This is a genomic window from Sinorhizobium psoraleae (genome assembly GCF_013283645.1).
Taxonomy (GTDB): domain Bacteria; phylum Pseudomonadota; class Alphaproteobacteria; order Rhizobiales; family Rhizobiaceae; genus Sinorhizobium; species Sinorhizobium psoraleae.
Genome location: NZ_JABEKV010000004.1, coordinates 105,006 through 128,942 on the forward strand (window position 1 = coordinate 105,006; position 23,937 = coordinate 128,942).

Below are 23,937 nucleotides of genomic sequence, written 5' to 3' on the forward strand. Positions count from 1 at the left end.
GAACATATTACCCAAAAGCCTGTCGAAAACGGCTTTTGGGTAATGGGTTCTTCAAGAGGATGGTCTCGAACGGAGGACAGCACAGCAATCCGCGCTGGGCGTTTTCCGGAAGTTGGACGAGATTGAACTACCCATTGATTGACGGGATCGACTGGCCATCGGTTCCCGTCCGTTGCAGGCCCGGATGCAAGATTGACAAGGAGCGACGATGGCTCAGACCCTTTCGTTTAACGGTCGCAGGCGCGTACGCAAGTTTTTTGGAAAAATTCCCGAAGTCGCTGAGATGCCGAACCTCATCGAGGTTCAGAAGGCGTCCTACGACCAATTTCTTATGGTTGAAGAGCCCAAGGGTGGACGCCCTGATGAGGGCCTTCAAGCCGTTTTCAAGTCGGTATTTCCGATAAAGGATTTCTCGGGCGCTTCCATGCTCGAGTTCGTGTCCTACGAATTCGAGCCGCCGAAGTTCGACGTCGAAGAATGCCGCCAGCGTGACCTCACCTATGCGGCGCCGCTGAAGGTGACGCTGCGCCTGATCGTGTTCGATATTGACGAAGACACGGGCGCAAAGTCGATTAAGGACATCAAGGAACAGAACGTCTACATGGGCGACATGCCGCTCATGACGGACAACGGTACCTTCATCGTCAACGGCACCGAGCGCGTCATCGTTTCGCAGATGCACCGCTCCCCAGGCGTGTTCTTCGATCACGACAAGGGCAAGAGCCACTCGTCCGGCAAGCTGCTCTTCGCAGCGCGCGTCATTCCGTATCGCGGTTCATGGCTCGACATCGAATTCGACGCCAAGGACATCGTGCACGCCCGCATCGACCGTCGCCGCAAGATTCCGGTGACGTCGCTGTTGATGGCGCTCGGCATGGACGGTGAAGAGATCCTCGACACCTTCTACACGAAGTCGCTCTACCAGCGCGACGGCGAAGGCTGGCGCGTGCCGTTCCAGCCGGATGCCCTCAAGGGCCAGAAGGCGATCACCGACATGGTCGACGCCGATACCGGTGAAGTCGTTGTCGAAGCCGGCAAGAAGCTCACCCCGCGCCTGTTGCGTCAGTTGCAGGACAAGGGCCTGAAGGCGCTCAAGGCGACCGACGACGATCTTTACGGTAATTACCTTGCCGAAGACGTCGTCAACTACGGTACGGGTGAGATCTACCTGGAAGCCGGCGACGAGATCGACGAGAAGACGCTTCCCGTCATCCTCTCGGCTGGCTTCGAAGAGATCCCGGTTCTCGACATCGACCACATCAATGTCGGCGCCTATATCCGCAACACGCTTGCCGCCGACAAGAACGAAAACCGCCAGGACGCGCTGTTCGACATCTATCGTGTTATGCGCCCGGGCGAGCCGCCGACCATGGATTCTGCCGAAGCCATGTTCAACACGCTGTTCTTCGACGCCGAGCGCTACGATCTCTCGGCTGTCGGCCGCGTGAAGATGAACATGCGTCTCGACCTTGACGTTCCGGACACGGTTCGCACGCTCCGCAAGGAAGATATTCTTGCTGTCGTCAAGATGCTCGTCGAGCTGCGCGACGGCAAGGGCGAGATCGACGACATCGACAACCTCGGCAACCGCCGTGTTCGCTCGGTCGGCGAGCTCATGGAGAACCAGTATCGTCTCGGTCTCCTGCGCATGGAGCGCGCGATCAAGGAACGCATGTCCTCGATCGAAATCGACACGGTCATGCCGCAGGATCTGATCAATGCGAAGCCGGCCGCAGCCGCCGTTCGCGAGTTCTTCGGTTCCTCGCAGCTGTCGCAGTTCATGGACCAGGTGAACCCGCTTTCGGAAATCACCCATAAGCGCCGTCTTTCGGCTCTTGGCCCGGGTGGTCTGACCCGCGAGCGTGCGGGCTTCGAAGTCCGCGACGTTCATCCGACCCACTACGGCCGTATCTGCCCGATCGAGACGCCGGAAGGTCCGAACATCGGTCTGATCAACTCGCTCGCAACCTTCGCCCGCGTCAACAAGTACGGCTTCATCGAGAGCCCGTACCGCAAGATCGTCGACGGCAAGGTCACGAACGACGTCGTCTATCTGTCGGCGATGGAAGAAGCGAAGTACCACGTCGCGCAGGCGAACTCGGTACTGAACGACGACGGCTCCTTCGCGGAGGAATTCGTCGTTTGCCGTCACTCCGGCGAAGTCATGCTGGCGCCGCGCGACAACATCAACCTGATGGACGTATCGCCGAAGCAGCTTGTCTCCGTCGCCGCGGCGCTCATTCCGTTCCTCGAGAACGACGACGCCAACCGCGCGCTGATGGGCTCGAACATGCAGCGCCAGGCCGTGCCGCTGCTGCGTGCGGAAGCCCCGTTCGTGGGCACCGGCATGGAGCCGGTCGTCGCCCGCGACTCCGGTGCTGCGATCGCTGCCCGCCGCGGCGGTGTCGTCGACCAGGTCGATGCGACGCGTATCGTCATCCGCGCTACGGAAGACCTCGATCCTTCGAAGTCCGGCGTCGATATCTATCGCCTGCAGAAGTTCCAGCGTTCGAACCAGAACACCTGCGTCAACCAGCGCCCGCTGGTCACCGTCGGTGACGTTCTCAACAAGGGCGACATCATCGCGGACGGTCCTTCGACCGACCTCGGCGATCTGGCTCTCGGCCGCAACGCGCTCGTCGCGTTCATGCCCTGGAACGGCTACAACTACGAAGACTCGATCCTGCTTTCCGAACGGATCGTGCGCGACGACGTGTTCACCTCCATCCACATCGAAGAATTCGAAGTGATGGCGCGCGATACCAAGCTTGGTCCGGAAGAAATCACCCGCGATATTCCGAACGTTTCGGAAGAAGCGCTGAAGAACCTCGACGAAGCCGGTATCGTCTACATCGGTGCCGAAGTTCAGCCGGGCGACATCCTCGTCGGCAAGATCACGCCGAAGGGCGAAAGCCCGATGACGCCGGAAGAAAAGCTTCTGCGCGCGATCTTCGGTGAAAAGGCCTCGGATGTCCGTGATACCTCCATGCGCATGCCTCCGGGCACGTTCGGTACGGTCGTCGAAGTGCGCGTCTTCAACCGCCACGGCGTGGAGAAGGACGAGCGCGCGATGGCGATCGAGCGCGAGGAAATCGAACGCCTCGCCAAGGACCGCGACGACGAACAGGCGATCCTCGATCGTAACGTCTATGCGCGTCTGGTCGATATGCTGCGCGGTCACGTCGCGGTTGCCGGTCCGAAGGGCTTCAAGAAGGGCACCGAGCTTTCGAACGCCGTCGTCAGCGAATATCCGCGCTCGCAGTGGTGGATGTTCGCCATCGAGGACGAGAAGGCTCAGGGCGAAATCGAAGCGCTCCGCGGTCAGTACGATGAATCCAAGTCGCGCCTTGAACAGCGCTTCATGGACAAGGTCGAGAAGGTCCAGCGCGGCGACGAAATGCCTCCGGGCGTCATGAAGATGGTCAAGGTCTTCGTCGCTGTGAAGCGCAAGATCCAGCCGGGCGACAAGATGGCCGGCCGTCACGGCAACAAGGGTGTCGTGTCGCGCATCGTGCCGATCGAAGACATGCCGTTCCTCGAGGACGGTACCCATGTCGACGTTGTGCTGAACCCGCTCGGCGTGCCGTCGCGCATGAACGTCGGTCAGATCCTCGAAACCCACCTTGGCTGGGCTTGCGCCGGCATGGGCAAGAAGATCGGCGCGATGCTCGATGCGTACCGGGAAAACGGCGACATCAAGCCGCTGCGTGCAACGATCGACGACGTCATTGGATCCGGTCCGAAGGGCGAGCCGATCAAGCAGTACGACGACGAGTCGGTGGTTCGGTTGGCCGAGCAGACCCGCCGTGGCGTTTCGATCGCGACGCCGGTCTTCGACGGTGCCGTCGAGGCCGACGTGAATGAGATGCTGAACAAGGCAGGTCTAAAGGTGACCGGTCAGTCGACCCTCTTCGACGGCCGCACCGGCGAACCGTTCGACCGTCAGGTGACCGTGGGCTACATCTACATGCTGAAGCTCAACCACCTGGTCGACGACAAGATCCACGCCCGTTCGATCGGTCCTTACTCGCTCGTTACCCAGCAGCCGCTGGGCGGCAAGGCGCAGTTCGGCGGTCAGCGTTTCGGGGAAATGGAGGTCTGGGCGCTGGAAGCTTACGGCGCGGCCTACACGCTCCAGGAAATGCTAACGGTCAAGTCGGACGACGTTGCTGGCCGTACCAAGGTCTACGAGGCGATCGTCCGGGGCGACGACACGTTCGAGGCAGGCATTCCGGAGAGCTTCAACGTTCTCGTCAAGGAAATGCGTTCGCTGGGCCTCAGTGTCGAGCTCGAAAACTCGAAGGTCGACGACCTCGGCGCCGCGGCGCAACTGCCGGACGCAGCAGAGTAAGACGACATCAGGTGCGTGCCGCGTCGCGGCACGCACCGTTTCCGCCGCAGGGCAGTTTCTTGTCCGCGGTAGGAACAGGGCCGCACCCGATGCGGTTTTAGCTGTTTATAGGGCAGGGGCCGGCGCCCGGGATTTGCCGGCACCCCCGCCAAGCTCAGGGCGTAATGCCCGCAAAGGAGACAGGCATGAACCAAGAGGTCATGAATCTTTTCAATCCGCAGGTGCCTGCACAGACTTTCGATTCCATCCGGATTTCGATCGCCTCGCCGGAGAAGATTCTTTCCTGGTCTTACGGTGAGATCAAGAAACCGGAGACGATCAACTACCGTACCTTCAAGCCGGAACGCGACGGTCTGTTCTGCGCCCGCATCTTCGGTCCGATCAAGGATTACGAATGCTTGTGCGGCAAGTACAAGCGCATGAAGTACAAGGGCATCATCTGCGAAAAGTGCGGCGTCGAAGTCACGTTGTCGCGCGTTCGTCGCGAGCGCATGGGCCACATCGAGCTCGCGGCGCCCGTTGCCCATATCTGGTTCCTGAAGTCGTTGCCGAGCCGTATCGCCACGCTGCTCGACATGACGCTGAAGGATATCGAGCGCGTTCTCTATTTCGAAAACTACATCGTCACCGAACCGGGCCTGACTTCGCTCAAGGAGAACCAACTCCTCAGCGAAGAAGAATACATGCTCGCCGTTGACGAGTTCGGCGAAGACCAGTTCACGGCGATGATCGGCGCCGAGGCGATCTACGAGATGCTCGCTTCGATGAATCTCGAGAAGATCGCTGGCGATCTGCGCTCGGAAATGGCCGAGACGACCTCGGATCTGAAGCAGAAGAAGCTGATGAAGCGGCTGAAGATCGTCGAGAACTTCATGGAATCCGGCAACCGTCCGGAATGGATGATCATGAAGGTCGTTCCGGTGATCCCGCCGGATCTGCGCCCGCTCGTTCCGCTCGACGGCGGTCGGTTCGCGACGTCCGACCTGAACGATCTCTATCGCCGCGTGATCAACCGTAACAACCGTCTGAAGCGGCTGATCGAGCTGCGCGCGCCGGGCATCATCATCCGCAACGAAAAGCGCATGCTGCAGGAATCCGTCGATGCGCTGTTCGACAACGGCCGTCGCGGCCGCGTCATCACCGGCGCCAACAAGCGTCCGCTGAAGTCGCTCTCCGACATGCTGAAGGGCAAGCAGGGCCGGTTCCGTCAGAACCTGCTCGGCAAGCGCGTCGACTATTCCGGCCGCTCGGTCATCGTGACCGGTCCGGAACTCAAGCTGCATCAGTGCGGCCTGCCGAAGAAGATGGCGCTCGAACTCTTCAAGCCGTTCATCTACGCCCGCCTCGACGCCAAGGGTTACTCCTCGACCGTCAAGCAGGCCAAGAAGCTGGTCGAAAAGGAAAAGCCGGAAGTCTGGGATATCCTCGACGAGGTCATCCGCGAGCATCCGGTTCTCCTGAACCGCGCCCCGACGCTGCACCGGCTGGGCATCCAGGCGTTCGAACCGATTCTTGTCGAAGGCAAGGCGATCCAGCTGCATCCGCTCGTCTGCACCGCCTTCAACGCCGACTTCGACGGCGACCAGATGGCCGTTCACGTGCCGCTGTCGCTCGAAGCTCAGCTTGAAGCACGCGTTCTGATGATGTCGACGAACAACATCCTGCATCCGGCAAACGGTGCGCCGATCATCGTTCCGTCGCAGGACATGGTTCTCGGCCTCTATTACCTGTCGATCATGAACCAGAACGAGCCGGGCGAAGGCATGGCTTTCTCCGACATGGGCGAACTGCACCATGCTCTGGAAACCAAAGCCGTAACGCTGCATGCCAAGATCCGCGGCCGCTACAAGACCGTCGATGCCGAGGGCAACCCGGTTTCGAAGATCTATGAAACGACGCCCGGCCGCATGATCATCGGCGAACTCCTGCCGAAGAATCCCAACATTCCGTTCGACATCTGCAACCAGGAGATGACGAAGAAGAACATCTCGAAGATGATCGACACGGTCTACCGCCACTGCGGTCAGAAGGACACGGTGATCTTCTGCGACCGGATCATGCAGCTCGGTTTCTCGCATGCCTGCCGCGCCGGCATTTCGTTCGGCAAGGACGACATGGTGATCCCCGATACCAAGGTGAAGATCGTCGGCGATACCGAAGCGCTCGTGAAGGAATACGAGCAGCAGTACAATGACGGCCTCATTACCCAGGGCGAGAAGTACAACAAGGTTGTCGACGCCTGGGGCAAGGCGACTGAAAAGGTCGCCGAAGAAATGATGGCGCGCATCAAGGCGGTCGAGTTCGACGACAATGGTCGCCAGAAGCCGATGAACTCGATCTACATGATGTCGCACTCGGGCGCCCGCGGTTCGCCGAACCAGATGCGCCAGCTGGGCGGTATGCGCGGCCTCATGGCCAAGCCGTCGGGCGAGATCATCGAAACGCCGATCATCTCGAACTTCAAGGAAGGCCTGACCGTGAACGAGTACTTCAACTCGACGCACGGTGCCCGTAAGGGTCTGGCGGATACCGCCTTGAAGACTGCGAACTCCGGTTACCTGACCCGTCGTCTCGTCGACGTGGCGCAGGACTGCATCGTCACGCATACGGATTGCGGCACCGACAAGGGCCTCACCATGACGGCGATCGTTGACGCCGGTCAGGTCGTTGCTTCGCTCGGCCAGCGCATCCTTGGTCGTACCGCGCTCGACAACATCGACAACCCGGTCACCGGTGAGCGTATCGTCGACGCCGGCAAGATGATCCTGGAAGCCGATGTGGTCGAGATCGAGAAGGCCGGTATCCAGTCGGTCCGCATTCGTTCGGCGCTGACCTGCGAGATCCAGACCGGCGTCTGCGGCGTCTGCTACGGTCGCGACCTGGCTCGCGGTACGCCCGTCAACATGGGCGAGGCCGTCGGCGTCATCGCGGCACAGTCGATCGGTGAGCCGGGCACGCAGTTGACCATGCGTACCTTCCACCTTGGTGGTACCGCGACCGTGGTCGACCAGTCGTTCCTGGAAGCGTCCTACGAAGGTACGGTTCAGATCAAGAACCGCAACATGCTGCGCAACTCCGATGGCGTACTCGTTGCCATGGGCCGCAACATGGCGATCCAGATCCTGGACGAACGCGGCGTTGAGCGATCCTCGCAGCGCGTCGCCTATGGTTCAAAGATCTTCGTCGACGATGGCGACAAGGTGAAGCGCGGCCAGCGTTTCGCCGAATGGGACCCTTACACCCGTCCGATGATGACGGAAGTGGAAGGCACCGTTCACTTCGAGGACGTGGTCGACGGCATCTCGGTGCTCGAAGCGACGGACGAGTCGACCGGCATCACCAAGCGCCAGGTTATCGACTGGCGTTCGACGCCGCGCGGCACCGACCTCAAGCCGGCGATCGTCATCAAGGACAAGAACGGCGCCATCGCCAAGCTGTCGCGTGGTGGTGAAGCTCGCTTCATGCTGTCGGTTGATGCGATCCTCTCGGTCGAGCCGGGGCAGAAGGTGAGCCAGGGTGACGTTCTCGCCCGTTCGCCGCTCGAAAGCGCCAAGACCAAGGACATCACCGGTGGTCTGCCGCGCGTTGCGGAACTGTTCGAGGCTCGTCGTCCGAAGGATCACGCCATCATTGCAGAGATCGATGGTACGGTTCGTTTCGGCCGCGACTACAAGAACAAGCGTCGCGTGCTGATCGAGCCTGCGGAAGACGGTGTCGAGCCGGTCGAATACCTGATCCCGAAGGGCAAGCCCTTCCATCTTCAGGATGGCGACTACATCGAGAAGGGCGACTATATCCTCGATGGCAACCCGGCGCCGCATGACATTCTGGCGATCAAGGGCGTGGAAGCGCTTGCTTCCTACCTCGTGAACGAAATCCAGGAAGTCTATCGTCTGCAGGGCGTTGTCATTAACGACAAGCACATCGAAGTCATCGTTCGGCAGATGCTGCAGAAGGTTGAAATCACCGATGCCGGTGACTCGACCTATATCGTCGGCGACAACGTCGACCGCATCGAGCTCGAGGATGTCAACGACGCGCTGATTGCGGAAGGCAAGAAGCCCGCCTTCGGCGATCCGGTTCTGCTCGGCATCACCAAGGCGTCGTTGCAGACGCCGTCCTTCATCTCGGCCGCTTCGTTCCAGGAAACCACCAAGGTCCTGACCGAGGCTGCTGTCGCGGGCAAGATGGACGGTCTGCAGGGGCTCAAGGAAAACGTCATTGTCGGCCGCCTCATCCCGGCCGGTACCGGCGGTACCATGACGCAGATCCGCCGCATCGCAACGGCGCGCGACGAGATGATTCTCGAAGAGCGCCGCAAGGGCACCGGTGCGGATGCTGCGACTCCGATGCTCGCCGACATGGCGAACGAGAACGCCGCGGCCGAATGATCGCAAGGGGTGGGCGCGACCAGCGCCCGCTCCCCCAGAGAGTAAAGAAGCCGCCCGGAGCGATCCGGGCGGCTTTGTCATTCCGTCTGTGCAGGCAATACGAGCCGCGCGGTTCCGTTATGCGAAGCGGATGATCGCTACCTCACCCTCCAGTGCGCCCTGATAGGCAGAGGCGTGCGGCTCTTCATCCGGGATATCCGTCAAGGTTCCGATCTGATCGAGATCCGCCTGGAGGAAGCCTTCTTCGGCGAGCGCATTGAGTGCCTCGCGCACGGCGGTATCGTCGTCGGGCGCCCGCAGCATCACATGGATGTCGATACCCTCGTCGTCGCCGTCGGCTTCGTAGGCCTTGCCGATGATGATGAAAACCAGCGGTTCGTCTGGCACATTGTCGTTGTCCGGCGTAACGGGCATGGGATGTCCTTTCGAGTTTTGCGCGATCTTAGCGCGCTTTTCGACAGCGCGCGAAAAAAATAGGGAAATAGGAAACGGCTGTGGGAATCAGTCGACCGGCATCGCCGACGCATGATCGTGGAAAAGATTCAGAAAGAAGTTGCTGATTCCTTAATTGCGAAGGACAATACCGGCGTTGAGGCGCAATCTTTGCGACGCCGCCGGACCGACCTGCCGCCAAAGCCTTGTTTTCCAGGCATGGCAGGGCTGCGCAAGCCAGAATATTTCTTAATTGCCCTTGACGGATGGCCCCGAAATCAGTACACCCCGCCGCATCGGAGCCCATGTGAGGCTGGCTGGTTCGGAACGTCGCGTTCTGGAGTTCGCCTCAAACAAGGTTCGAAACGCACGCTGAAGACAAAAATGCTGCACGCAAGACGCGCGAGATAGTGCGTCCTCTGCTTTTGGTGGGGCCATCTGCGGAAAAGCGGATCGGCCCTCCTTTTGCGCATTTCATAGGCGTTCGAGACCGCCGGCGACGGCAACGATCCGCCCGAAAGGGTAACGAGACAAGATTTTGCAAGGGATGGTTACATGCCTACCGTAAACCAGCTGATCCGCAAGCCGCGTCAGGCACAGGTAAAGCGCAACAAGGTTCCTGCTCTGCAGGAAAACCCGCAGAAGCGCGGCGTTTGCACCCGCGTCTACACGACGACCCCGAAGAAGCCGAACTCGGCTCTGCGTAAGGTTGCAAAGATCCGCCTGACGAACGGCTTCGAAGTTATCGGCTACATTCCGGGCGAAGGTCACAACCTGCAGGAGCACTCCGTGGTCATGATCCGCGGCGGCCGCGTAAAGGACCTTCCCGGTGTTCGTTACCACATCATCCGTGGCGTTCTCGATACGCAGGGTGTGAAGAACCGCAAGCAGCGCCGCTCCAAGTACGGCGCGAAGCGTCCGAAATAACATCGCAACCGGCGCCATTTCGCTGGTCAAGTTTTTAAAAGTTGAGAGACGAGAAGTATGTCCCGACGTCACAGAGCAGAAAAGCGTGAGATCAACCCGGATCCGAAGTTCGGTGATCTGGTTGTCACGAAGTTCATGAACGCAATCATGCTGCACGGCAAGAAGTCCGTTGCTGAAAGCATCGTCTATGGTGCTTTCGATGCGGTCCAGTCGAAGCTGAAGCAGGAACCGATCGCTGTGTTCCATTCCGCGCTCGACAACATTGCTCCGCACGTTGAAGTGCGTTCGCGCCGCGTCGGTGGTGCTACCTATCAGGTTCCGGTCGATGTCCGTCCGGAGCGTCGCCAGGCCCTCGCCATTCGCTGGCTGATTGCGGCCGCACGCAAGCGCAACGAAACGACCATGGTCGATCGCCTCTGCGGCGAACTCATGGATGCAGCGAACAACCGTGGCAGCGCCGTGAAGAAGCGCGAAGACACCCACAAGATGGCTGATGCCAACCGTGCGTTCTCGCACTACCGTTGGTAATCTGGAACAGGTCCTGAAAGGCAGTCTCTCATGGCTCGCGAATATAAAATCGAAGATTACCGAAATTTCGGTATCATGGCGCACATCGACGCCGGCAAGACGACGACGACCGAGCGCATCCTTTACTACACCGGCAAGTCCCACAAGATCGGCGAAGTCCACGACGGCGCCGCAACCATGGACTGGATGGAGCAGGAGCAGGAACGCGGCATCACGATCACGTCTGCTGCCACCACGACCTTCTGGAAGGGCCGTGACGGCAAGATGCGCCGCTTCAACATCATCGACACCCCCGGCCACGTTGACTTCACCATTGAAGTCGAGCGTTCGCTGCGCGTTCTCGACGGCGCCATCGCGCTGCTCGACGCTAACGCTGGTGTTGAGCCGCAGACCGAAACCGTCTGGCGTCAGGCTGAGAAGTATAATGTTCCGCGCATGATCTTCTGCAACAAGATGGACAAGACCGGCGCGGACTTCTACCGCTCTGTCGAGATGATCAAGACCCGTCTCGGCGCAACGGCCGTCGTCATGCAGCTCCCGATCGGGGCCGAAAGCGAATTCAAGGGCGTTGTCGACCTGATCGAGATGAACGCTCTCGTCTGGCGCGATGAGTCGCTCGGCGCCCAGTGGGACGTCGTCGAGATTCCGGCGGACATGAAGGAAAAGGCCGAAGAATACCGCGAAAAGCTGATCGAGACCGTTGTCGAGATCGACGAAGCGGCTATGGAAGCCTACCTGGAAGGTACCTATCCGGACAACGACAAGATCCGTGAACTGGTTCGTCGCGGCACGATCGACGTGAAGTTCCACCCGATGTTCTGCGGCACGGCCTTCAAGAACAAGGGCGTTCAGCCGCTGCTCGACGCCGTCGTCGACTACCTCCCGTCCCCGGTCGATATCCCGGCGATCAAGGGCATCGACGTCAAGACCGAAGGTGAAATCACCCGTAAGGCCGACGACAACGAGCCGCTCTCGATGCTGGCGTTCAAGATCATGAACGACCCCTTCGTCGGTTCGCTGACCTTCGCCCGCATCTATTCCGGCAAGCTCGAAAAGGGCACGTCGGTGATGAACACGGTCAAGGAAAAGCGCGAGCGCGTCGGCCGCATGCTGCAGATGCACTCGAACTCCCGTGAAGACATCGAAGAAGCCTTCGCTGGCGACATCGTTGCTCTCGCAGGTCTCAAGGAAACCACCACGGGCGACACGCTCTGCGATCCGCTGAAGCCGGTTATCCTCGAGCGTATGGAATTCCCCGAGCCGGTTATCCAGATCGCGATCGAGCCGAAGACCAAGGGCGACCAGGAAAAGATGGGCCTCGCGCTCAACCGCCTGGCAGCAGAAGATCCGTCCTTCCGCGTCAAGACCGACGAGGAATCCGGCCAGACGATCATCGCCGGCATGGGCGAACTTCACCTCGACATCATCGTCGACCGCATGCGTCGCGAGTTCAAGGTCGAAGCTTCGGTTGGTGCTCCGCAGGTTGCTTACCGTGAAACCATCACGCGTCAGCACGAAGAAGACTACACGCACAAGAAGCAGTCCGGCGGTACCGGTCAGTTCGCGCGCGTCAAGATCGTCTTCGAACCGAACCCGGAAGGCGAAGATTTCGTGTTCGAATCCAAGATCGTCGGCGGTGCTGTTCCGAAGGAATACATCCCGGGCGTTCAGAAGGGTATCGAAAGCGTTCTGTCCTCGGGTCCGCTCGCTGGCTTCCCGATGCTGGGCGTCAAGGCGACGCTCATCGACGGTGCCTTCCACGACGTCGACTCGTCGGTCCTGGCGTTCGAAATCGCCTCGCGTGCCTGCTTCCGTGAAGCAGCAAAGAAGGCCGGTGCTCAGCTCCTCGAGCCGATCATGAAGGTCGAGGTCGTCACGCCGGAAGATTACGTCGGTGACGTGATCGGTGACCTGAACTCTCGCCGTGGCCAGATCCAGGGCCAGGAAGCGCGCGGCGTGGCCGTGGTGATCAATGCCCACGTGCCGCTCGCGAACATGTTCAAGTACGTGGACAACCTGCGCTCCATGTCGCAGGGCCGCGCTCAGTACACGATGCTGTTCGATCACTACGCGCCGGTTCCGTCGAACGTCGCGCAGGAAATCCAGGCGAAGTATTCCGGTCAGAAGTGACCGGAATAGCCTCGCGCTGAAACAGAATGAAAAGATTTCCCCTCTAGGGGGCAGAAAACGGAGAGCCGGAAATGGCAAAGAGCAAATTTGAGCGCAACAAGCCGCACGTTAACATTGGCACGATTGGCCACGTTGACCATGGCAAGACGTCGCTGACGGCAGCGATCACGAAGTATTTCGGCGAGTTCAAGGCGTATGACCAGATCGACGCTGCGCCGGAAGAAAAGGCCCGTGGTATCACCATTTCGACGGCGCACGTCGAGTATGAGACGCCGAACCGTCACTATGCGCACGTCGACTGCCCCGGCCACGCCGACTACGTCAAGAACATGATCACCGGCGCGGCGCAGATGGACGGCGCGATCCTGGTTGTTTCGGCTGCCGATGGCCCGATGCCGCAGACCCGCGAGCACATCCTGCTCGCCCGCCAGGTCGGCGTTCCGGCAATCGTCGTGTTCCTGAACAAGGTCGACCAGGTCGACGACGCCGAGCTGCTCGAGCTCGTCGAGCTGGAAGTGCGCGAACTGCTGTCGTCCTACGAATTCCCGGGCGACGACATTCCGATCGTCAAGGGCTCGGCGCTGGCAGCACTCGAAGATTCCGACAAGAAGATCGGCGAAGACGCGATCCGCGAGCTGATGGCAGCGGTTGACGCCTACATCCCGACGCCGGAGCGTCCGATCGACCTGCCGTTCCTGATGCCGATCGAAGACGTGTTCTCGATCTCGGGCCGCGGTACGGTTGTGACCGGTCGCGTCGAGCGCGGCATCGTCAAGGTCGGTGAGGAAGTCGAGATCGTCGGCATCCGTCCGACGACGAAGACGACCTGCACGGGCGTTGAAATGTTCCGCAAGCTGCTCGACCAGGGCCAGGCCGGCGACAACATCGGTGCGCTCCTGCGCGGTGTCGACCGCACCGGCGTCGAGCGTGGCCAGATCCTGTGCAAGCCGGGTTCGGTCAAGCCGCACAAGAAGTTCAAGGCGGAAGCCTACATTCTGACGAAGGAAGAGGGTGGCCGTCATACGCCGTTCTTCACCAACTACCGTCCGCAGTTCTACTTCCGCACGACGGACGTGACCGGCATCGTGACGCTGCCGGAAGGCACGGAAATGGTGATGCCGGGCGACAACGTGACGGTTGACGTCGAGCTGATCGTGCCGATCGCGATGGAAGAAAAGCTGCGCTTCGCCATCCGCGAAGGCGGCCGCACCGTCGGCGCAGGCATCGTCGCCTCGATCATCGAGTAACAAGAAAACGGCTTTGCCGTTTCGGCAGGGACATGGTCGCCCATGTCCCTGCGATTTTTGAAAGAAGCGGCAGAGCGTAACGAATTCAGAAGTTTAAGTGTGTGCCGTAAGAGGCATACCGGAAACACGAGCAAGGACAAGTCGAATGAACGGCCAGAATATCCGCATCCGCCTTAAGGCGTTTGATCACCGGATCCTCGATGCCTCCACGCGCGAAATCGTGTCGACGGCCAAGCGCACCGGTGCGAGTGTGCGCGGGCCCGTGCCGCTTCCGACCCGGATTGAAAAATTCACGGTCAACCGGTCGCCGCACGTCGACAAGAAGAGCCGCGAACAGTTTGAGATGCGCACGCACAAGCGCCTTCTCGATATCGTTGATCCGACCCCGCAGACGGTTGATGCGCTGATGAAGCTCGATCTGGCCGCTGGCGTCGACGTCGAGATCAAGCTCTAAGGTCCGGCGCAAGCCGAAATAACAAGGAAGGTACGTGGAGTTATCCAACGGCTTCCAGGAACAGGAAACCGGAAGGTGCAAGAGGCGCCCGACGGGAACCCTAAACAAGAGGCGTGAACCGATGCGTTCAGGTGTGATTGCACAGAAGGTGGGAATGACCCGCGTCTACAACGACGCCGGCGAGCATATCCCGGTAACAGTATTGCGGCTGGAGAACTGCCAGGTAGTGGCCCACCGCACGGAAGAGAAGAACGGTTATACCGCAGTTCAGCTGGGTGCCGGCCGTTCCAAGGTCAAGAATACGCCGAAGGCCATGCGCGGCCATTTTGCCGCTGCAAACGTTGAGCCGAAGGCAAAGCTCGTCGAGTTCCGCGTTTCCGCGGACAACATGATCGACATCGGTTCCGAGCTGACGGCCAGCCACTTCGTCGCAGGGCAGCTCGTCGACGTGACCGGGACGACAATCGGTAAGGGCTTTGCCGGCGCCATCAAGCGTCACAACTTCGGCGGTCTGCGCGCCACCCACGGCGTTTCCGTATCGCACCGCTCGCATGGTTCTACCGGTTCCAACCAGGATCCGGGCCGTGTTTGGAAGGGCAAGCGCATGGCCGGCCACATGGGCCAGACCCGCGTTACCACCCAGAACCTGGAAGTCGTATCGACGGACGAAGACCGTGGCCTGATCCTGGTCAAGGGTGCAGTCCCCGGCTCCAAGGGTGCCTGGATCGTCGTTCGCGACGCAATCAAGTCAGGCACTCCGGAAAGCGCTCCGCGCCCCGCCGGCGTGCGCGCCGAAGCATCGAAGTAAGGGAGCCGAATTATGGATCTCACCGTCAAAACCCTCGAGGGCAAGGACGCGGGAAAGGTTTCCCTTTCTGACGCCATTTTCGGCCTCGAACCCCGTGAAGACATCATCGCCCGCGTCGTTCGCTGGCAGCTTGCCAGGAAGCAGCAGGGCACGCACAAGGCAAAGGGCCGCGCAGAAGTTTCGCGCACCGGCGCCAAGATGTACAAGCAGAAGGGTACGGGCCGCGCCCGCCACCACTCCGCTCGTGCTCCGCAGTTCCGCGGCGGCGGCAAGGCTCATGGCCCGGTTGTCCGCAGCCACGCTCATGACCTTCCGAAGAAGGTCCGTGCGCTGGGCCTGCGCCATGCTCTGTCGGCCAAGCTGAGGGCTGAAGAGATCATCGTCATCGACGATCTCGTTGCCAAGGAAGCAAAGACGAAGGCTCTCGCCGGCGTATTCGCGTCGCTCGGCCTCACCAATGCTCTGATCATCGGCGGCGCCGAAATCGAGAGCAACTTCAAGCTCGCCGCCCAGAACATCCCGAACGTGGACGTTCTGCCGGTTCAGGGCATCAACGTTTACGACATTCTGCGCCGCGGCAAGCTCGTGCTTTCCAAGGCTGCCGTAGAAGCTCTGGAGGAGCGGTTCAAATGACGGATCTTCGCCACTACGACGTGATCGTGTCTCCCTCGATCACTGAAAAGTCGACGCTGGTTTCCGAACAGAACCAGGTCGTCTTCAACGTCGCCAAGGGTGCTTCGAAGCCTGAGATCAAGGCTGCTGTCGAAGCGCTGTTCGGCGTCAAGGTCACGGCCGTGAACACGCTCCTCCGCAAGGGTAAGCTGAAGCGTTTCCGCGGTTTTGCCGGGAAGCAGAAGGACGTGAAGAAGGCGATCGTTACGCTCGCCGAAGGTCAGTCCATCGACGTCTCCACCGGTCTCTAACGGATAGGCCCATTAGGGTAAAAACCCAAAAGGGAACAAGAAAATGGCATTGAAAAGCTTCAATCCGACGACCCCGAGCCAGCGTCAGCTGGTCATCGTAGACCGGGCCGGCCTCTACAAGGGCAAGCCGGTCAAGGCGTTGACCGAGGGCCTGTCCTCCAAGGGCGGTCGCAACAATCTGGGCCGCATCACCGTCCGCTTCCAGGGCGGTGGTCACAAGCGGTCCTACCGTCTGGTCGACTTCAAGCGTCGCAAGTTCGACGTCGAAGGTACGGTCGAGCGTCTGGAATACGACCCGAACCGCACCGCCTTCATCGCGCTCGTCAACTATGCCGACGGCGAACAGGCCTACATCCTGGCGCCGCAGCGCCTGGCTGCCGGCGACAAGATCGTCGCTTCGGACAAGGCGGTTGACGTCAAGCCGGGCAACGCGATGCCGCTGCAGTTCATCCCGGTCGGCTCGATCATCCACAATGTGGAAATGAAGCCGGGCAAGGGTGGCCAGATCGCTCGCTCCGCCGGCACCTATGCGCAGCTCGTCGGCCGCGACCAGGGCATGGCGATCCTTCGCCTGAACTCGGGCGAGCAGCGCCTGGTGCATGGCTCTTGCCTTGCATCGATCGGTGCTGTATCGAACCCCGATCACGGCAACATCAATGATGGTAAGGCTGGTCGTTCGCGTTGGCGCGGCAAGCGCCCGCACGTTCGCGGTGTCGTCATGAACCCGGTTGACCACCCGCACGGCGGTGGTGAAGGCCGCACATCCGGCGGTCGTCACCCGGTTACGCCTTGGGGTAAGCCGACGAAGGGCAAGCGCACGCGCTCCAACAAGTCGACCGACAAGTTCATCATGCGCTCGCGTCACCAGCGCAAGAAGTAAGAGAGGAAGTCTCAAGTGGCTCGTTCAGTATGGAAAGGTCCGTTTGTTGACGGCTATCTTCTCAAGAAGGCTGAGAAGGTTCGCGACGGCGGTCGTAACGAAGTGATCAAGATGTGGAGCCGTCGCTCCACGATCCTTCCGCAGTTCGTCGGTCTGACCTTCGGCGTCTACAACGGCAACAAGCATGTTCCCGTCTCCGTGACCGAGGAAATGGTCGGTCACAAGTTCGGTGAATTCGCTCCGACGCGGACCTACTATGGTCATGGCGCGGACAAGAAAGCGAAAAGGAAGTAACAATGGGCAAGGCAAAAGCCGAACGCCGGCTGAAGGATAATGAGGCGCAGGCAGTTGCGCGCACGATCCGTGTCAGCCCCCAGAAGCTCAACCTCGTTGCCGCGATGATCCGTGGCAAGAAGGTTGATCGAGCTCTGGCCGAACTCGAGTTCTCGCGCAAGCGCATAGCAGATACCGTCAAAAAGACGCTTGAATCTGCAATCGCAAACGCTGAGAACAACCACGATCTCGACGTTGATTCGCTCATCGTCGCGGAAGCTTTCGTTGGCAAGTCGATCGTGATGAAGCGCTTCCACGCTCGTGGTCGCGGCCGTGCATCGCGTATTGAAAAGCCGTTCGCTCACTTGACGATCGTTGTTCGTGAAGTGGAAGCCAAAGGGGAGGCCGCATAATGGGCCAGAAGATTAATCCGATCGGTTTCCGTCTCGGCATCAACCGGACCTGGGACAGCCGTTGGTTTGCGGACAACGCTGAATACGGTCAGCTTCTTCACGAAGACCTAAAGATCCGTGCATACCTGATGGAAGAGCTGAAGGCTGCCGGTATCGCCAAGGTCGTGATCGAGCGCCCGCACAAGAAGTGCCGTGTGACGATCCACTCCGCACGCCCGGGCCTGATCATCGGCAAGAAGGGCGCCGACATCGAAAAGCTGCGCAAGAAGCTTTCCGAGATGACCAATTCCGAAACGCACCTCAACATCGTCGAAGTGCGCAAGCCGGAAGTCGACGCGACCCTCGTTGCCCAGTCGATCGCTCAGCAGCTCGAGCGCCGCGTAGCATTCCGCCGTGCGATGAAGCGTGCTGTTCAGTCGGCCATGCGTCTTGGCGCCGAAGGCATCAAGATCACCTGTGCGGGCCGCCTCGGCGGTGCCGAAATCGCTCGTACCGAATGGTATCGTGAAGGCCGCGTTCCGCTGCACACGCTGCGCGCCGACATCGATTACGGCACGGCAGAAGCTGAAACCGCTTTTGGTATCTGCGGTATCAAGGTCTGGATCTTCAAGGGTGAAATCCTCGAGCACGATCCGATGGCCTCGGAGCGCCGCGCGACCGAGAGTGACAACCAAGGCGGTGGCGGCAGGGACCGTCGTCGTGAAAACGCGTAACATTCGCGCGTGGCAGCCAATATCGGAGAAGTAAAAAAATGTTGCAGCCAAAGCGTACGAAGTATCGCAAGCAGTTCAAGGGCCGCATCAAGGGCGTCGCCAAGGGCGGTTCTGATCTCGCCTTCGGCGAATTCGGCCTGAAGGCTCAGGAGCCGAACCGCGTCAACGCCCGTGAGATCGAAGCGGCTCGCCGCGCGATCACCCGCCACATGAAGCGCGCCGGCCGCGTTTGGATCCGCGTGTTCCCGGACGTTCCGGTCACCGCCAAGCCGACCGAAGTCCGCATGGGTAAGGGTAAGGGTTCCGTGGAATACTGGGCATGCAAGGTCAAGCCCGGTCGTATGATGTTCGAGATCGATGGTGTCAGCGAAGAACTCGCCCGTGAGGCACTTCGTCTTGGCGCTGCCAAGCTCTCTGTCAAGACGCGCTTCGTGCAGCGTATCGCAGAGTAAGGAGTGAAGCTCATGAAAGCCGCAGATGTTCGCGCTCTGAGCGCCGATCAACTCAACGAAGAGCTTGCCAAGCTGAAGAAGGAGCAGTTCAACCTGCGCTTCCAGAAGGCAACAGGCCAGCTCGAGAAGTCTTCGCGTGTTAACGAGGTCCGCAAGGACATCGCACGCATCAAAACAATTGCCCGCCAGAAGGCGGCAGAAGCCAAGGCCTAAGGACCAGAAAATATGCCGAAACGCATTCTGCAGGGCACCGTCGTCAGCGACAAGAACGACAAGACCATCGTCGTCAGGGTCGAGCGCCGCTTTGCGCACCCGATCCTTCAGAAGACCGTCCGTCGTTCCAAGAAGTACAAGGCCCACGACGAAAACAACCAGTACAAGGTCGGTGATGTCGTTTCCATTGAGGAATGCGCGCCGATCTCGAAGGATAAGCGCTGGACGGTGGTTTCCGCCCAGGCTTGATTTCTGCAGGTTTTACCCCCGAGACCCTTGCGTCTCGGGCAAATATCTGTATGAAGCACGCAATTAAAGCTGAGGAACGCTCGAGTCCGGGCGTTCTTTTGCTTTGAGATGAGCAAAATAAGCCGGGCGAGGGGGTTTCGACCCAACCGGCCTGGTAACAACAAGAAGGCGACCTGACATGATTCAGATGCAAACAAACCTCGACGTGGCGGATAATTCCGGCGCACGTCGTGTCATGTGCATCAAGGTGCTGGGCGGCTCCAAGCGCAAGTATGCGTCGATCGGCGACATCATTGTCGTTTCGATCAAGGAAGCCATTCCGCGCGGCCGCGTGAAGAAGGGTGACGTCATGAAGGCTGTTGTCGTTCGCACTGCGAAGGACATCCGCCGTCCGGATGGCAGCGTCATTCGTTTCGACACCAACGCAGCCGTTCTTATCGATAACAAGAAAGAGCCGATCGGCACCCGTATCTTCGGACCGGTTCCGCGCGAACTTCGCGCCAAGAACCACATGAAGATCATCTCGCTGGCTCCGGAAGTACTCTAAGGGAGCGTTGAGAGATGCAGAAGATTCGCAAAGGCGACAAGGTTGTCGTTCTCACCGGTAAGGACAAGGGCCGTACCGGCGAGGTAATTCAGGTCATGCCGAAGGAAGACCGGGCTGTCGTGCGTGGCGTCAACATGGTGAAGCGTCACCAGCGCCAGACCCAGAGCCAGGAAGCGGGCATCATCAACAAGGAAGCCCCGATCCATCTTTCGAACATCGCGGTCGCCGATCCGAAGGACGGCAAGCCGACCCGCGTCGGCTTCAAGATCGAAGGTGACAAGAAGGTCCGCGTGGCCAAGCGTTCGGGAGTAGTGATCGATGGCTAAGACCGCTTATGAGCCGCGGCTCAAGAAGGAATATGTAGAGCGCATCCGCAAGGCGATGCAGGAGAAGTTCTCCTACGTCAACGAAATGCAGATCCCGCGTCTCGACAAGATCGTTATCAACATGGGTGTTGGCGAAGCGACCGGCGATTCCAAGAAGCCGACCGTTGCAGCTGCCGACCTCGCTGCGATTGCTGGCCAGAAGCCGGTGATCACCCGCGCTCGCACTTCCATCGCTGGCTTCAAGCTGCGCGAAGGCATGCCGATTGGTGCCAAGGTTACCCTGCGCGGCGTTCGGATGTATGAGTTCCTGGATCGTCTCATCAACATCGCTCTTCCGCGTGTTCGAGACTTTCGTGGCCTCAATCCGAAGTCCTTCGATGGTCGTGGCAATTTCGCCATGGGCATCAAGGAGCACATTGTGTTCCCTGAGATCAACTACGACAAGGTTGATCAGATGTGGGGCATGGACATCATCGTTTGCACGACGGCAACTAACGACGACGAAGCTCGCGCTCTGCTCGCAGAGTTCAACTTCCCGTTCCGTCAGTAGTCCGTAACGACAAGCGTAAAGAAGGATAACTGTTATGGCGAAAACGAGCGCAGTTGAAAAGAACAAGCGCCGCCGCAAACTGGTTGCCGGACAAGCCGCTAAGCGTGCGGCCCTCAAGGCAATCATCATGAACCAGTCTCTGCCGATCGAAGAGCGGTTCAAGGCAACCCTCAAGCTGGCAGAACTGCCGCGTGATGGCTCCAAGACCCGCATCCGCAATCGCTGCGAAGTGACCGGCCGCCCGCGTGCCTACTATCGCAAACTTCGTATGTCGCGTATTGCGCTTCGCGAACTGGGCAACCTCGGCAAGGTGCCGGGCGTCGTCAAGTCGAGCTGGTAAGGAGACGGGCACATGGCAATGACTGATCCCTTGGGCGATATGCTCACCCGTATCCGCAACGGCGCTGCTCGCCGCAAGTCCAGCGTTTCGACGCCGGCTTCCAAGCTTCGCGCACGCGTTCTGGATGTTCTTCAGGCTGAAGGCTACATCCGCGGATACTCCGAAGTCGAATTCGGCAACGGCAAGTCCGAGCTGAACATCGAACTGAAATACTACGAAGGCTCGTCCGTGATCCGCGAGATCGCACGCGTCTCCAAGCCGGGCCGCCGGGTTTATGTCTCGGTCAAGTCCATTCCGCAGGTCGCGAACGGCCTCGGCATCACCATCCTTTCGACCCCGAAGGGCGTGATGGCCGATCATCAGGCACGCGAACAGAATGTTGGTGGCGAGGTTCTTTGCTCGGTCTTCTAAGGCCGAGCAGGATCTCCATGGCGAACAGACAGGTATAAAAATGTCTCGTATCGGTAAGAAACCCGTTCAAGTTCCGGCAGGCGTCACGGCTAGCGTTGATGGCCAGAAGGTAACGGCGAAGGGTCCGAAGGGCGAACTGTTCTTCGTCGCAAACGACGAAGTTTCGGTGAAGCTCGAAAACAATGCGGTTCTCGTTCAGCCGCTCAATGAGAGCAAGGATGCTCGTTCGAAGTGGGGCATGTCCCGCACGATGATCGAGAACATCTTCAAGGGCGTGAAGGACGGTTACGAGCGCAAGCTCGAGATCAACGGCGTCGGTTACCGCGCGTCCATGCAGGGCAAGAACCTGCAGTTGGCGCTCGGTTTCAGCCACGACGTGGTCTACCAGACGCCGGAAGGCATCACGATCGCTGTTCCGAAGCCGACGGAAATCGTCGTCTCCGGCATCAACAAGCAGCAGGTCGGCCAGGTAGCTGCGGAAATCCGCGAATACCGTGGCCCCGAGCCCTACAAGGGCAAGGGTGTCAAGTATGCCGAAGAGCGGATTGTCCGCAAAGAAGGCAAGAAGAAGTAAGGATCACGCGAAATGGCTAGCAGGAAAGATACTCTTGTGCGTCGCGCCAGCCGCGTGCGCCGTCAAATCAAGGCGGTCGCCAACGGCCGTCCGCGCCTGTCGGTTCATCGCTCGTCGAAGAACATCTACGCGCAGATCATCGATGATGTTGCCGGCAAGACCATTGCCTCCGCATCGACCCTCGACACGGATCTGCGGTCTTCGCTGAAGACCGGCGCTGATACTGCGGCAGCTACGGCTGTCGGCAAGCTCCTTGCGGAGCGCGCATCCCAGGCGGGTGTCAAGGACGTTGTCTTTGACCGCGGCGCCTTCATCTACCACGGCCGCATCAAGGCGCTGGCCGAGGCAGCTCGCGAAGGCGGCCTGAACTTCTAAGGTTCATCGCCCGGGCAGTCATGTCCGGGCGAAAGCCCGGCTTCGCAAATCTACCAGCCGCTTCGATTTCCAAGGAAGTGAGGCGGCTTTCGTCAATCTGCCGATTGCACCCGGAAAAGAAAAAGGAAGAGGACAATGGCACAAGAAAAAAGAGGTTCTCGCGAAGATCGCCAGAGCCGCGAAGAGCGCGACAGCGAATTTGTCGATAAGCTCGTCGCAATCAACCGCGTCGCCAAGGTGGTGAAGGGCGGTCGTCGTTTCGGTTTCGCAGCCCTCGTCGTCGTTGGCGACCAGAAGGGCCGTGTTGGCTTCGGTCATGGCAAGGCGCGTGAAGTGCCGGAAGCCATCCGCAAGGCGACGGAAGCTGCAAAGCGCGACCTGATCTTCGTGCCCCTTCGTGGTGGCCGCACCCTGCATCACGACGTCCATGGCCGTCACGGCGCCGGCAAGGTGCTGCTGCGTTCGGCCAAGGCCGGTACCGGTATCATCGCCGGTGGCCCGATGCGCGCCGTCTTTGAAACGCTCGGCGTTCACGACGTCGTCGCCAAGTCGACCGGTTCGTCGAACCCCTACAACATGGTTCGCGCGACTTTCGACGCGCTCAAGAACCAGATGCACCCGAAGGACATCGCGGCACAGCGCGGCATGAAGTACGCCACGCTCCAGTCTCGTCGCGTTGCCGCCGGCGCTGCTTCCGAAGAATAAGGGAGCTGACAGATGGCTAAGAAAGAAGTTGCCAAGAAGACGGTTACCGTCGAGCAGATCGGTAGCCCCATTCGCCGTCCGGCCGTACAGCGTCAGACGCTCATCGGCCTGGGCCTCAACAAGATGCACCGGGTTCGCACGCTGGAAGACACTCCGGCCGTTCGCGGCATGATCCGGGCCGTCCAGCACCTCGTTCGCGTTGTCGACGAGAAGTGAGGGGGATCCAGAAATGAAACTGAATGAAATCAAGGACAACGAAGGTTCGACGAAGAACCGCAAGCGTCTTGGTCGCGGTATCGGTTCCGGCTCCGGCAAGACCGGTGGCCGGGGTGTGAAGGGTCAGAAGGCTCGCTCGGGCGTTGCCATCAACGGCTTCGAAGGCGGCCAGATGCCCATCTACCGTCGCCTGCCGAAGCGCGGCTTCAACAACATCTTCGCTTCGGAGTTCGTCGTTGTGTCGCTCGCTCGCATCCAGGCAGCCGTCGACGCCAAGAAGCTCGACGCGTCGAAGACGGTCGATGCGGCTGCGCTCAAGGCTGCCGGCGTTATCCGTCGTGCCAAGGACGGCGTCCGCGTTCTGGCTGATGGTGAACTGAAGGCCAAGGTCTCGCTCGAAGTTGCCGGCGCTTCCAAGTCGGCGATCGAGAAGATCGAAAAGGCCGGTGGTTCGATCAAGCTGCTCGCAGCAGCCGCGGAATAATATGACTGATGAACCGCCCGGGTGC

The 23,937-nt window shown here is 59.9% G+C and carries 29 protein-coding genes; 28 read left to right on the plus strand and 1 reads right to left on the minus strand.

Annotated features, from left to right (window positions below; all coding sequences use genetic code 11):
• The first annotated feature begins 208 nt into the window (after nucleotides 1-208).
• Both rpoB and rpoC read left to right on the plus strand, forming a co-directional pair.
• Entirely contained in the window at nucleotides 209-4,351 is a 4,143-nt protein-coding gene (gene rpoB, locus ILFOPFJJ_RS21430; RefSeq protein ID WP_173512604.1) for a DNA-directed RNA polymerase subunit beta, read from the plus strand.
• 185 nt (nucleotides 4,352-4,536) lie between these two features.
• A complete protein-coding gene (gene rpoC, locus ILFOPFJJ_RS21435; protein ID WP_173512605.1) occupies nucleotides 4,537-8,742 on the plus strand; it encodes a DNA-directed RNA polymerase subunit beta' in 4,206 nt (1,401 codons plus the stop codon).
• Between the two features lie 117 nt (nucleotides 8,743-8,859).
• Here rpoC and ILFOPFJJ_RS21440 read toward each other — a convergent pair whose 3' ends face one another.
• Nucleotides 8,860-9,156 (minus strand): transcriptional regulator, encoded by a 297-nt coding sequence (locus ILFOPFJJ_RS21440; RefSeq protein ID WP_136504346.1) that lies wholly within the window; start codon nucleotides 9,154-9,156, stop codon nucleotides 8,860-8,862.
• 111 nt (nucleotides 9,157-9,267) lie between these two features.
• Between ILFOPFJJ_RS21440 and ILFOPFJJ_RS34695 the strand changes: the two genes are divergently transcribed.
• The 26 genes from ILFOPFJJ_RS34695 (at nucleotide 9,268) to rplO (ending at nucleotide 23,912) form a co-directional block, all read left to right on the plus strand.
• Nucleotides 9,268-9,585 carry a hypothetical protein gene (locus ILFOPFJJ_RS34695; protein WP_210267524.1) on the plus strand — a complete coding sequence of 106 codons (318 nt, stop codon included), beginning with the start codon at nucleotides 9,268-9,270 and terminating at the stop codon, nucleotides 9,583-9,585.
• A 144-nt stretch (nucleotides 9,586-9,729) separates the two neighbouring features.
• A complete protein-coding gene (gene rpsL, locus ILFOPFJJ_RS21445) occupies nucleotides 9,730-10,101 on the plus strand; it encodes a 30S ribosomal protein S12 (RefSeq protein ID WP_003507760.1) in 372 nt (123 codons plus the stop codon).
• 57 nt (nucleotides 10,102-10,158) lie between these two features.
• A complete protein-coding gene (rpsG, locus tag ILFOPFJJ_RS21450) occupies nucleotides 10,159-10,629 on the plus strand; it encodes a 30S ribosomal protein S7 (protein WP_153439690.1) in 471 nt (156 codons plus the stop codon).
• Between the two features lie 30 nt (nucleotides 10,630-10,659).
• Nucleotides 10,660-12,759 (plus strand): elongation factor G, encoded by a 2,100-nt coding sequence (gene fusA, locus ILFOPFJJ_RS21455; RefSeq protein ID WP_173512606.1) that lies wholly within the window; start codon nucleotides 10,660-10,662, stop codon nucleotides 12,757-12,759.
• Nucleotides 12,760-12,830: 71 nt separating this feature from the next.
• Entirely contained in the window at nucleotides 12,831-14,006 is a 1,176-nt protein-coding gene (tuf, locus tag ILFOPFJJ_RS21460; protein ID WP_173512596.1) for an elongation factor Tu, read from the plus strand.
• Nucleotides 14,007-14,151: 145 nt separating this feature from the next.
• Nucleotides 14,152-14,460 carry a 30S ribosomal protein S10 gene (gene rpsJ, locus ILFOPFJJ_RS21465; protein ID WP_003507767.1) on the plus strand — a complete coding sequence of 103 codons (309 nt, stop codon included), beginning with the start codon at nucleotides 14,152-14,154 and terminating at the stop codon, nucleotides 14,458-14,460.
• 121 nt (nucleotides 14,461-14,581) lie between these two features.
• Nucleotides 14,582-15,268 (plus strand): 50S ribosomal protein L3, encoded by a 687-nt coding sequence (gene rplC, locus ILFOPFJJ_RS21470; RefSeq protein ID WP_173512607.1) that lies wholly within the window; start codon nucleotides 14,582-14,584, stop codon nucleotides 15,266-15,268.
• 12 nt (nucleotides 15,269-15,280) lie between these two features.
• Nucleotides 15,281-15,901 carry a 50S ribosomal protein L4 gene (gene rplD / locus ILFOPFJJ_RS21475; protein ID WP_173512608.1) on the plus strand — a complete coding sequence of 207 codons (621 nt, stop codon included), beginning with the start codon at nucleotides 15,281-15,283 and terminating at the stop codon, nucleotides 15,899-15,901.
• Nucleotides 15,898-16,191, plus strand: coding sequence for a 50S ribosomal protein L23 (locus ILFOPFJJ_RS21480; RefSeq protein WP_066875657.1), 294 nt, complete (start codon nucleotides 15,898-15,900; stop codon nucleotides 16,189-16,191). The genes rplD and ILFOPFJJ_RS21480 overlap by 4 nt, the downstream gene beginning before the upstream one ends.
• 43 nt (nucleotides 16,192-16,234) lie before the next feature.
• Entirely contained in the window at nucleotides 16,235-17,071 is an 837-nt protein-coding gene (gene rplB / locus ILFOPFJJ_RS21485) for a 50S ribosomal protein L2 (protein ID WP_173512609.1), read from the plus strand.
• A gap of 15 nt (nucleotides 17,072-17,086) precedes the next feature.
• Nucleotides 17,087-17,365, plus strand: a complete 279-nt coding sequence (gene rpsS, locus ILFOPFJJ_RS21490; RefSeq protein WP_173512610.1) for a 30S ribosomal protein S19 — start codon at nucleotides 17,087-17,089, stop codon at nucleotides 17,363-17,365.
• A gap of 2 nt (nucleotides 17,366-17,367) precedes the next feature.
• Complete coding sequence (gene rplV / locus ILFOPFJJ_RS21495; RefSeq protein ID WP_173512611.1) at nucleotides 17,368-17,757, plus strand: 50S ribosomal protein L22; 390 nt, start codon at nucleotides 17,368-17,370, stop codon at nucleotides 17,755-17,757.
• Nucleotides 17,757-18,470, plus strand: a complete 714-nt coding sequence (gene rpsC / locus ILFOPFJJ_RS21500) for a 30S ribosomal protein S3 (RefSeq protein WP_173512612.1) — start codon at nucleotides 17,757-17,759, stop codon at nucleotides 18,468-18,470. The genes rplV and rpsC overlap by 1 nt, the downstream gene beginning before the upstream one ends.
• 38 nt (nucleotides 18,471-18,508) lie before the next feature.
• Nucleotides 18,509-18,922 (plus strand): 50S ribosomal protein L16, encoded by a 414-nt coding sequence (gene rplP / locus ILFOPFJJ_RS21505; RefSeq protein WP_011975175.1) that lies wholly within the window; start codon nucleotides 18,509-18,511, stop codon nucleotides 18,920-18,922.
• A gap of 12 nt (nucleotides 18,923-18,934) precedes the next feature.
• The gene (gene rpmC, locus ILFOPFJJ_RS21510) at nucleotides 18,935-19,135 is read left to right on the plus strand and encodes a 50S ribosomal protein L29 (RefSeq protein WP_173512613.1); all 201 of its coding nucleotides are present in this window, start codon (nucleotides 18,935-18,937) and stop codon (nucleotides 19,133-19,135) included.
• A gap of 12 nt (nucleotides 19,136-19,147) precedes the next feature.
• Nucleotides 19,148-19,384, plus strand: a complete 237-nt coding sequence (gene rpsQ / locus ILFOPFJJ_RS21515; protein ID WP_173512614.1) for a 30S ribosomal protein S17 — start codon at nucleotides 19,148-19,150, stop codon at nucleotides 19,382-19,384.
• Nucleotides 19,385-19,562: 178 nt separating this feature from the next.
• Entirely contained in the window at nucleotides 19,563-19,931 is a 369-nt protein-coding gene (rplN, locus tag ILFOPFJJ_RS21520; RefSeq protein ID WP_012707761.1) for a 50S ribosomal protein L14, read from the plus strand.
• 14 nt (nucleotides 19,932-19,945) lie between these two features.
• Nucleotides 19,946-20,257 (plus strand): 50S ribosomal protein L24, encoded by a 312-nt coding sequence (rplX, locus tag ILFOPFJJ_RS21525; RefSeq protein ID WP_136504356.1) that lies wholly within the window; start codon nucleotides 19,946-19,948, stop codon nucleotides 20,255-20,257.
• Nucleotides 20,250-20,807 carry a 50S ribosomal protein L5 gene (gene rplE, locus ILFOPFJJ_RS21530; RefSeq protein ID WP_173512615.1) on the plus strand — a complete coding sequence of 186 codons (558 nt, stop codon included), beginning with the start codon at nucleotides 20,250-20,252 and terminating at the stop codon, nucleotides 20,805-20,807. Before rplX ends, rplE begins: the two co-directional genes overlap by 8 nt.
• A 34-nt stretch (nucleotides 20,808-20,841) precedes the next feature.
• A complete protein-coding gene (gene rpsN, locus ILFOPFJJ_RS21535; protein WP_026617384.1) occupies nucleotides 20,842-21,147 on the plus strand; it encodes a 30S ribosomal protein S14 in 306 nt (101 codons plus the stop codon).
• Between the two features lie 12 nt (nucleotides 21,148-21,159).
• Nucleotides 21,160-21,558 carry a 30S ribosomal protein S8 gene (gene rpsH, locus ILFOPFJJ_RS21540; protein WP_136504358.1) on the plus strand — a complete coding sequence of 133 codons (399 nt, stop codon included), beginning with the start codon at nucleotides 21,160-21,162 and terminating at the stop codon, nucleotides 21,556-21,558.
• Nucleotides 21,559-21,598: 40 nt separating this feature from the next.
• On the plus strand, nucleotides 21,599-22,132 hold the full coding sequence (gene rplF, locus ILFOPFJJ_RS21545) for a 50S ribosomal protein L6 (RefSeq protein ID WP_173512616.1): 534 nt from the start codon (nucleotides 21,599-21,601) through the stop codon (nucleotides 22,130-22,132).
• A 12-nt stretch (nucleotides 22,133-22,144) separates the two neighbouring features.
• Nucleotides 22,145-22,507 carry a 50S ribosomal protein L18 gene (gene rplR, locus ILFOPFJJ_RS21550; protein ID WP_173512617.1) on the plus strand — a complete coding sequence of 121 codons (363 nt, stop codon included), beginning with the start codon at nucleotides 22,145-22,147 and terminating at the stop codon, nucleotides 22,505-22,507.
• A gap of 135 nt (nucleotides 22,508-22,642) precedes the next feature.
• A complete protein-coding gene (gene rpsE / locus ILFOPFJJ_RS21555) occupies nucleotides 22,643-23,212 on the plus strand; it encodes a 30S ribosomal protein S5 (RefSeq protein WP_173512618.1) in 570 nt (189 codons plus the stop codon).
• A gap of 12 nt (nucleotides 23,213-23,224) precedes the next feature.
• Nucleotides 23,225-23,428: a 50S ribosomal protein L30 gene (gene rpmD, locus ILFOPFJJ_RS21560; protein ID WP_026617379.1), complete on the plus strand. Its 204-nt coding sequence runs from the start codon at nucleotides 23,225-23,227 to the stop codon at nucleotides 23,426-23,428.
• 13 nt (nucleotides 23,429-23,441) lie between these two features.
• Entirely contained in the window at nucleotides 23,442-23,912 is a 471-nt protein-coding gene (gene rplO / locus ILFOPFJJ_RS21565; RefSeq protein ID WP_173512619.1) for a 50S ribosomal protein L15, read from the plus strand.
• Nucleotides 23,913-23,937: the final 25 nt, after the last annotated feature.

What these genes read in the sequence shown, in the direction of transcription:
- rplE (WP_173512615.1), top strand. Translation starts at nt 20,250, where the DNA reads ATGGCTAAGACCGCTTATGAGCCGCGGCTCAAGAAGGAATATGTAGAG.
- ILFOPFJJ_RS21480 (WP_066875657.1), top strand. Translation starts at nt 15,898, where the DNA reads ATGACGGATCTTCGCCACTACGACGTGATCGTGTCTCCCTCGATCACT.
- rpsH (WP_136504358.1), top strand. Translation starts at nt 21,160, where the DNA reads ATGGCAATGACTGATCCCTTGGGCGATATGCTCACCCGTATCCGCAAC.
- rpmD (WP_026617379.1), top strand. Translation starts at nt 23,225, where the DNA reads ATGGCTAAGAAAGAAGTTGCCAAGAAGACGGTTACCGTCGAGCAGATC.
- rplR (WP_173512617.1), top strand. Translation starts at nt 22,145, where the DNA reads ATGGCTAGCAGGAAAGATACTCTTGTGCGTCGCGCCAGCCGCGTGCGC.
- rpsQ (WP_173512614.1), top strand. Translation starts at nt 19,148, where the DNA reads ATGCCGAAACGCATTCTGCAGGGCACCGTCGTCAGCGACAAGAACGAC.
- rpsC (WP_173512612.1), top strand. Translation starts at nt 17,757, where the DNA reads ATGGGCCAGAAGATTAATCCGATCGGTTTCCGTCTCGGCATCAACCGG.
- rpsL (WP_003507760.1), top strand. Translation starts at nt 9,730, where the DNA reads ATGCCTACCGTAAACCAGCTGATCCGCAAGCCGCGTCAGGCACAGGTA.
- rplN (WP_012707761.1), top strand. Translation starts at nt 19,563, where the DNA reads ATGATTCAGATGCAAACAAACCTCGACGTGGCGGATAATTCCGGCGCA.
- rplV (WP_173512611.1), top strand. Translation starts at nt 17,368, where the DNA reads ATGGGCAAGGCAAAAGCCGAACGCCGGCTGAAGGATAATGAGGCGCAG.
- rplD (WP_173512608.1), top strand. Translation starts at nt 15,281, where the DNA reads ATGGATCTCACCGTCAAAACCCTCGAGGGCAAGGACGCGGGAAAGGTT.
- rplB (WP_173512609.1), top strand. Translation starts at nt 16,235, where the DNA reads ATGGCATTGAAAAGCTTCAATCCGACGACCCCGAGCCAGCGTCAGCTG.
- rpmC (WP_173512613.1), top strand. Translation starts at nt 18,935, where the DNA reads ATGAAAGCCGCAGATGTTCGCGCTCTGAGCGCCGATCAACTCAACGAA.
- rplO (WP_173512619.1), top strand. Translation starts at nt 23,442, where the DNA reads ATGAAACTGAATGAAATCAAGGACAACGAAGGTTCGACGAAGAACCGC.
- rpsE (WP_173512618.1), top strand. Translation starts at nt 22,643, where the DNA reads ATGGCACAAGAAAAAAGAGGTTCTCGCGAAGATCGCCAGAGCCGCGAA.
- rplC (WP_173512607.1), top strand. Translation starts at nt 14,582, where the DNA reads ATGCGTTCAGGTGTGATTGCACAGAAGGTGGGAATGACCCGCGTCTAC.
- rplP (WP_011975175.1), top strand. Translation starts at nt 18,509, where the DNA reads ATGTTGCAGCCAAAGCGTACGAAGTATCGCAAGCAGTTCAAGGGCCGC.
- fusA (WP_173512606.1), top strand. Translation starts at nt 10,660, where the DNA reads ATGGCTCGCGAATATAAAATCGAAGATTACCGAAATTTCGGTATCATG.
- rpoB (WP_173512604.1), top strand. Translation starts at nt 209, where the DNA reads ATGGCTCAGACCCTTTCGTTTAACGGTCGCAGGCGCGTACGCAAGTTT.
- rpsG (WP_153439690.1), top strand. Translation starts at nt 10,159, where the DNA reads ATGTCCCGACGTCACAGAGCAGAAAAGCGTGAGATCAACCCGGATCCG.
- rpsJ (WP_003507767.1), top strand. Translation starts at nt 14,152, where the DNA reads ATGAACGGCCAGAATATCCGCATCCGCCTTAAGGCGTTTGATCACCGG.
- rpsN (WP_026617384.1), top strand. Translation starts at nt 20,842, where the DNA reads ATGGCGAAAACGAGCGCAGTTGAAAAGAACAAGCGCCGCCGCAAACTG.
- rpoC (WP_173512605.1), top strand. Translation starts at nt 4,537, where the DNA reads ATGAACCAAGAGGTCATGAATCTTTTCAATCCGCAGGTGCCTGCACAG.
- ILFOPFJJ_RS21440 (WP_136504346.1), bottom strand. Translation starts at nt 9,156, where the DNA reads ATGCCCGTTACGCCGGACAACGACAATGTGCCAGACGAACCGCTGGTT.
- rplX (WP_136504356.1), top strand. Translation starts at nt 19,946, where the DNA reads ATGCAGAAGATTCGCAAAGGCGACAAGGTTGTCGTTCTCACCGGTAAG.
- tuf (WP_173512596.1), top strand. Translation starts at nt 12,831, where the DNA reads ATGGCAAAGAGCAAATTTGAGCGCAACAAGCCGCACGTTAACATTGGC.
- rplF (WP_173512616.1), top strand. Translation starts at nt 21,599, where the DNA reads ATGTCTCGTATCGGTAAGAAACCCGTTCAAGTTCCGGCAGGCGTCACG.
- ILFOPFJJ_RS34695 (WP_210267524.1), top strand. Translation starts at nt 9,268, where the DNA reads ATGATCGTGGAAAAGATTCAGAAAGAAGTTGCTGATTCCTTAATTGCG.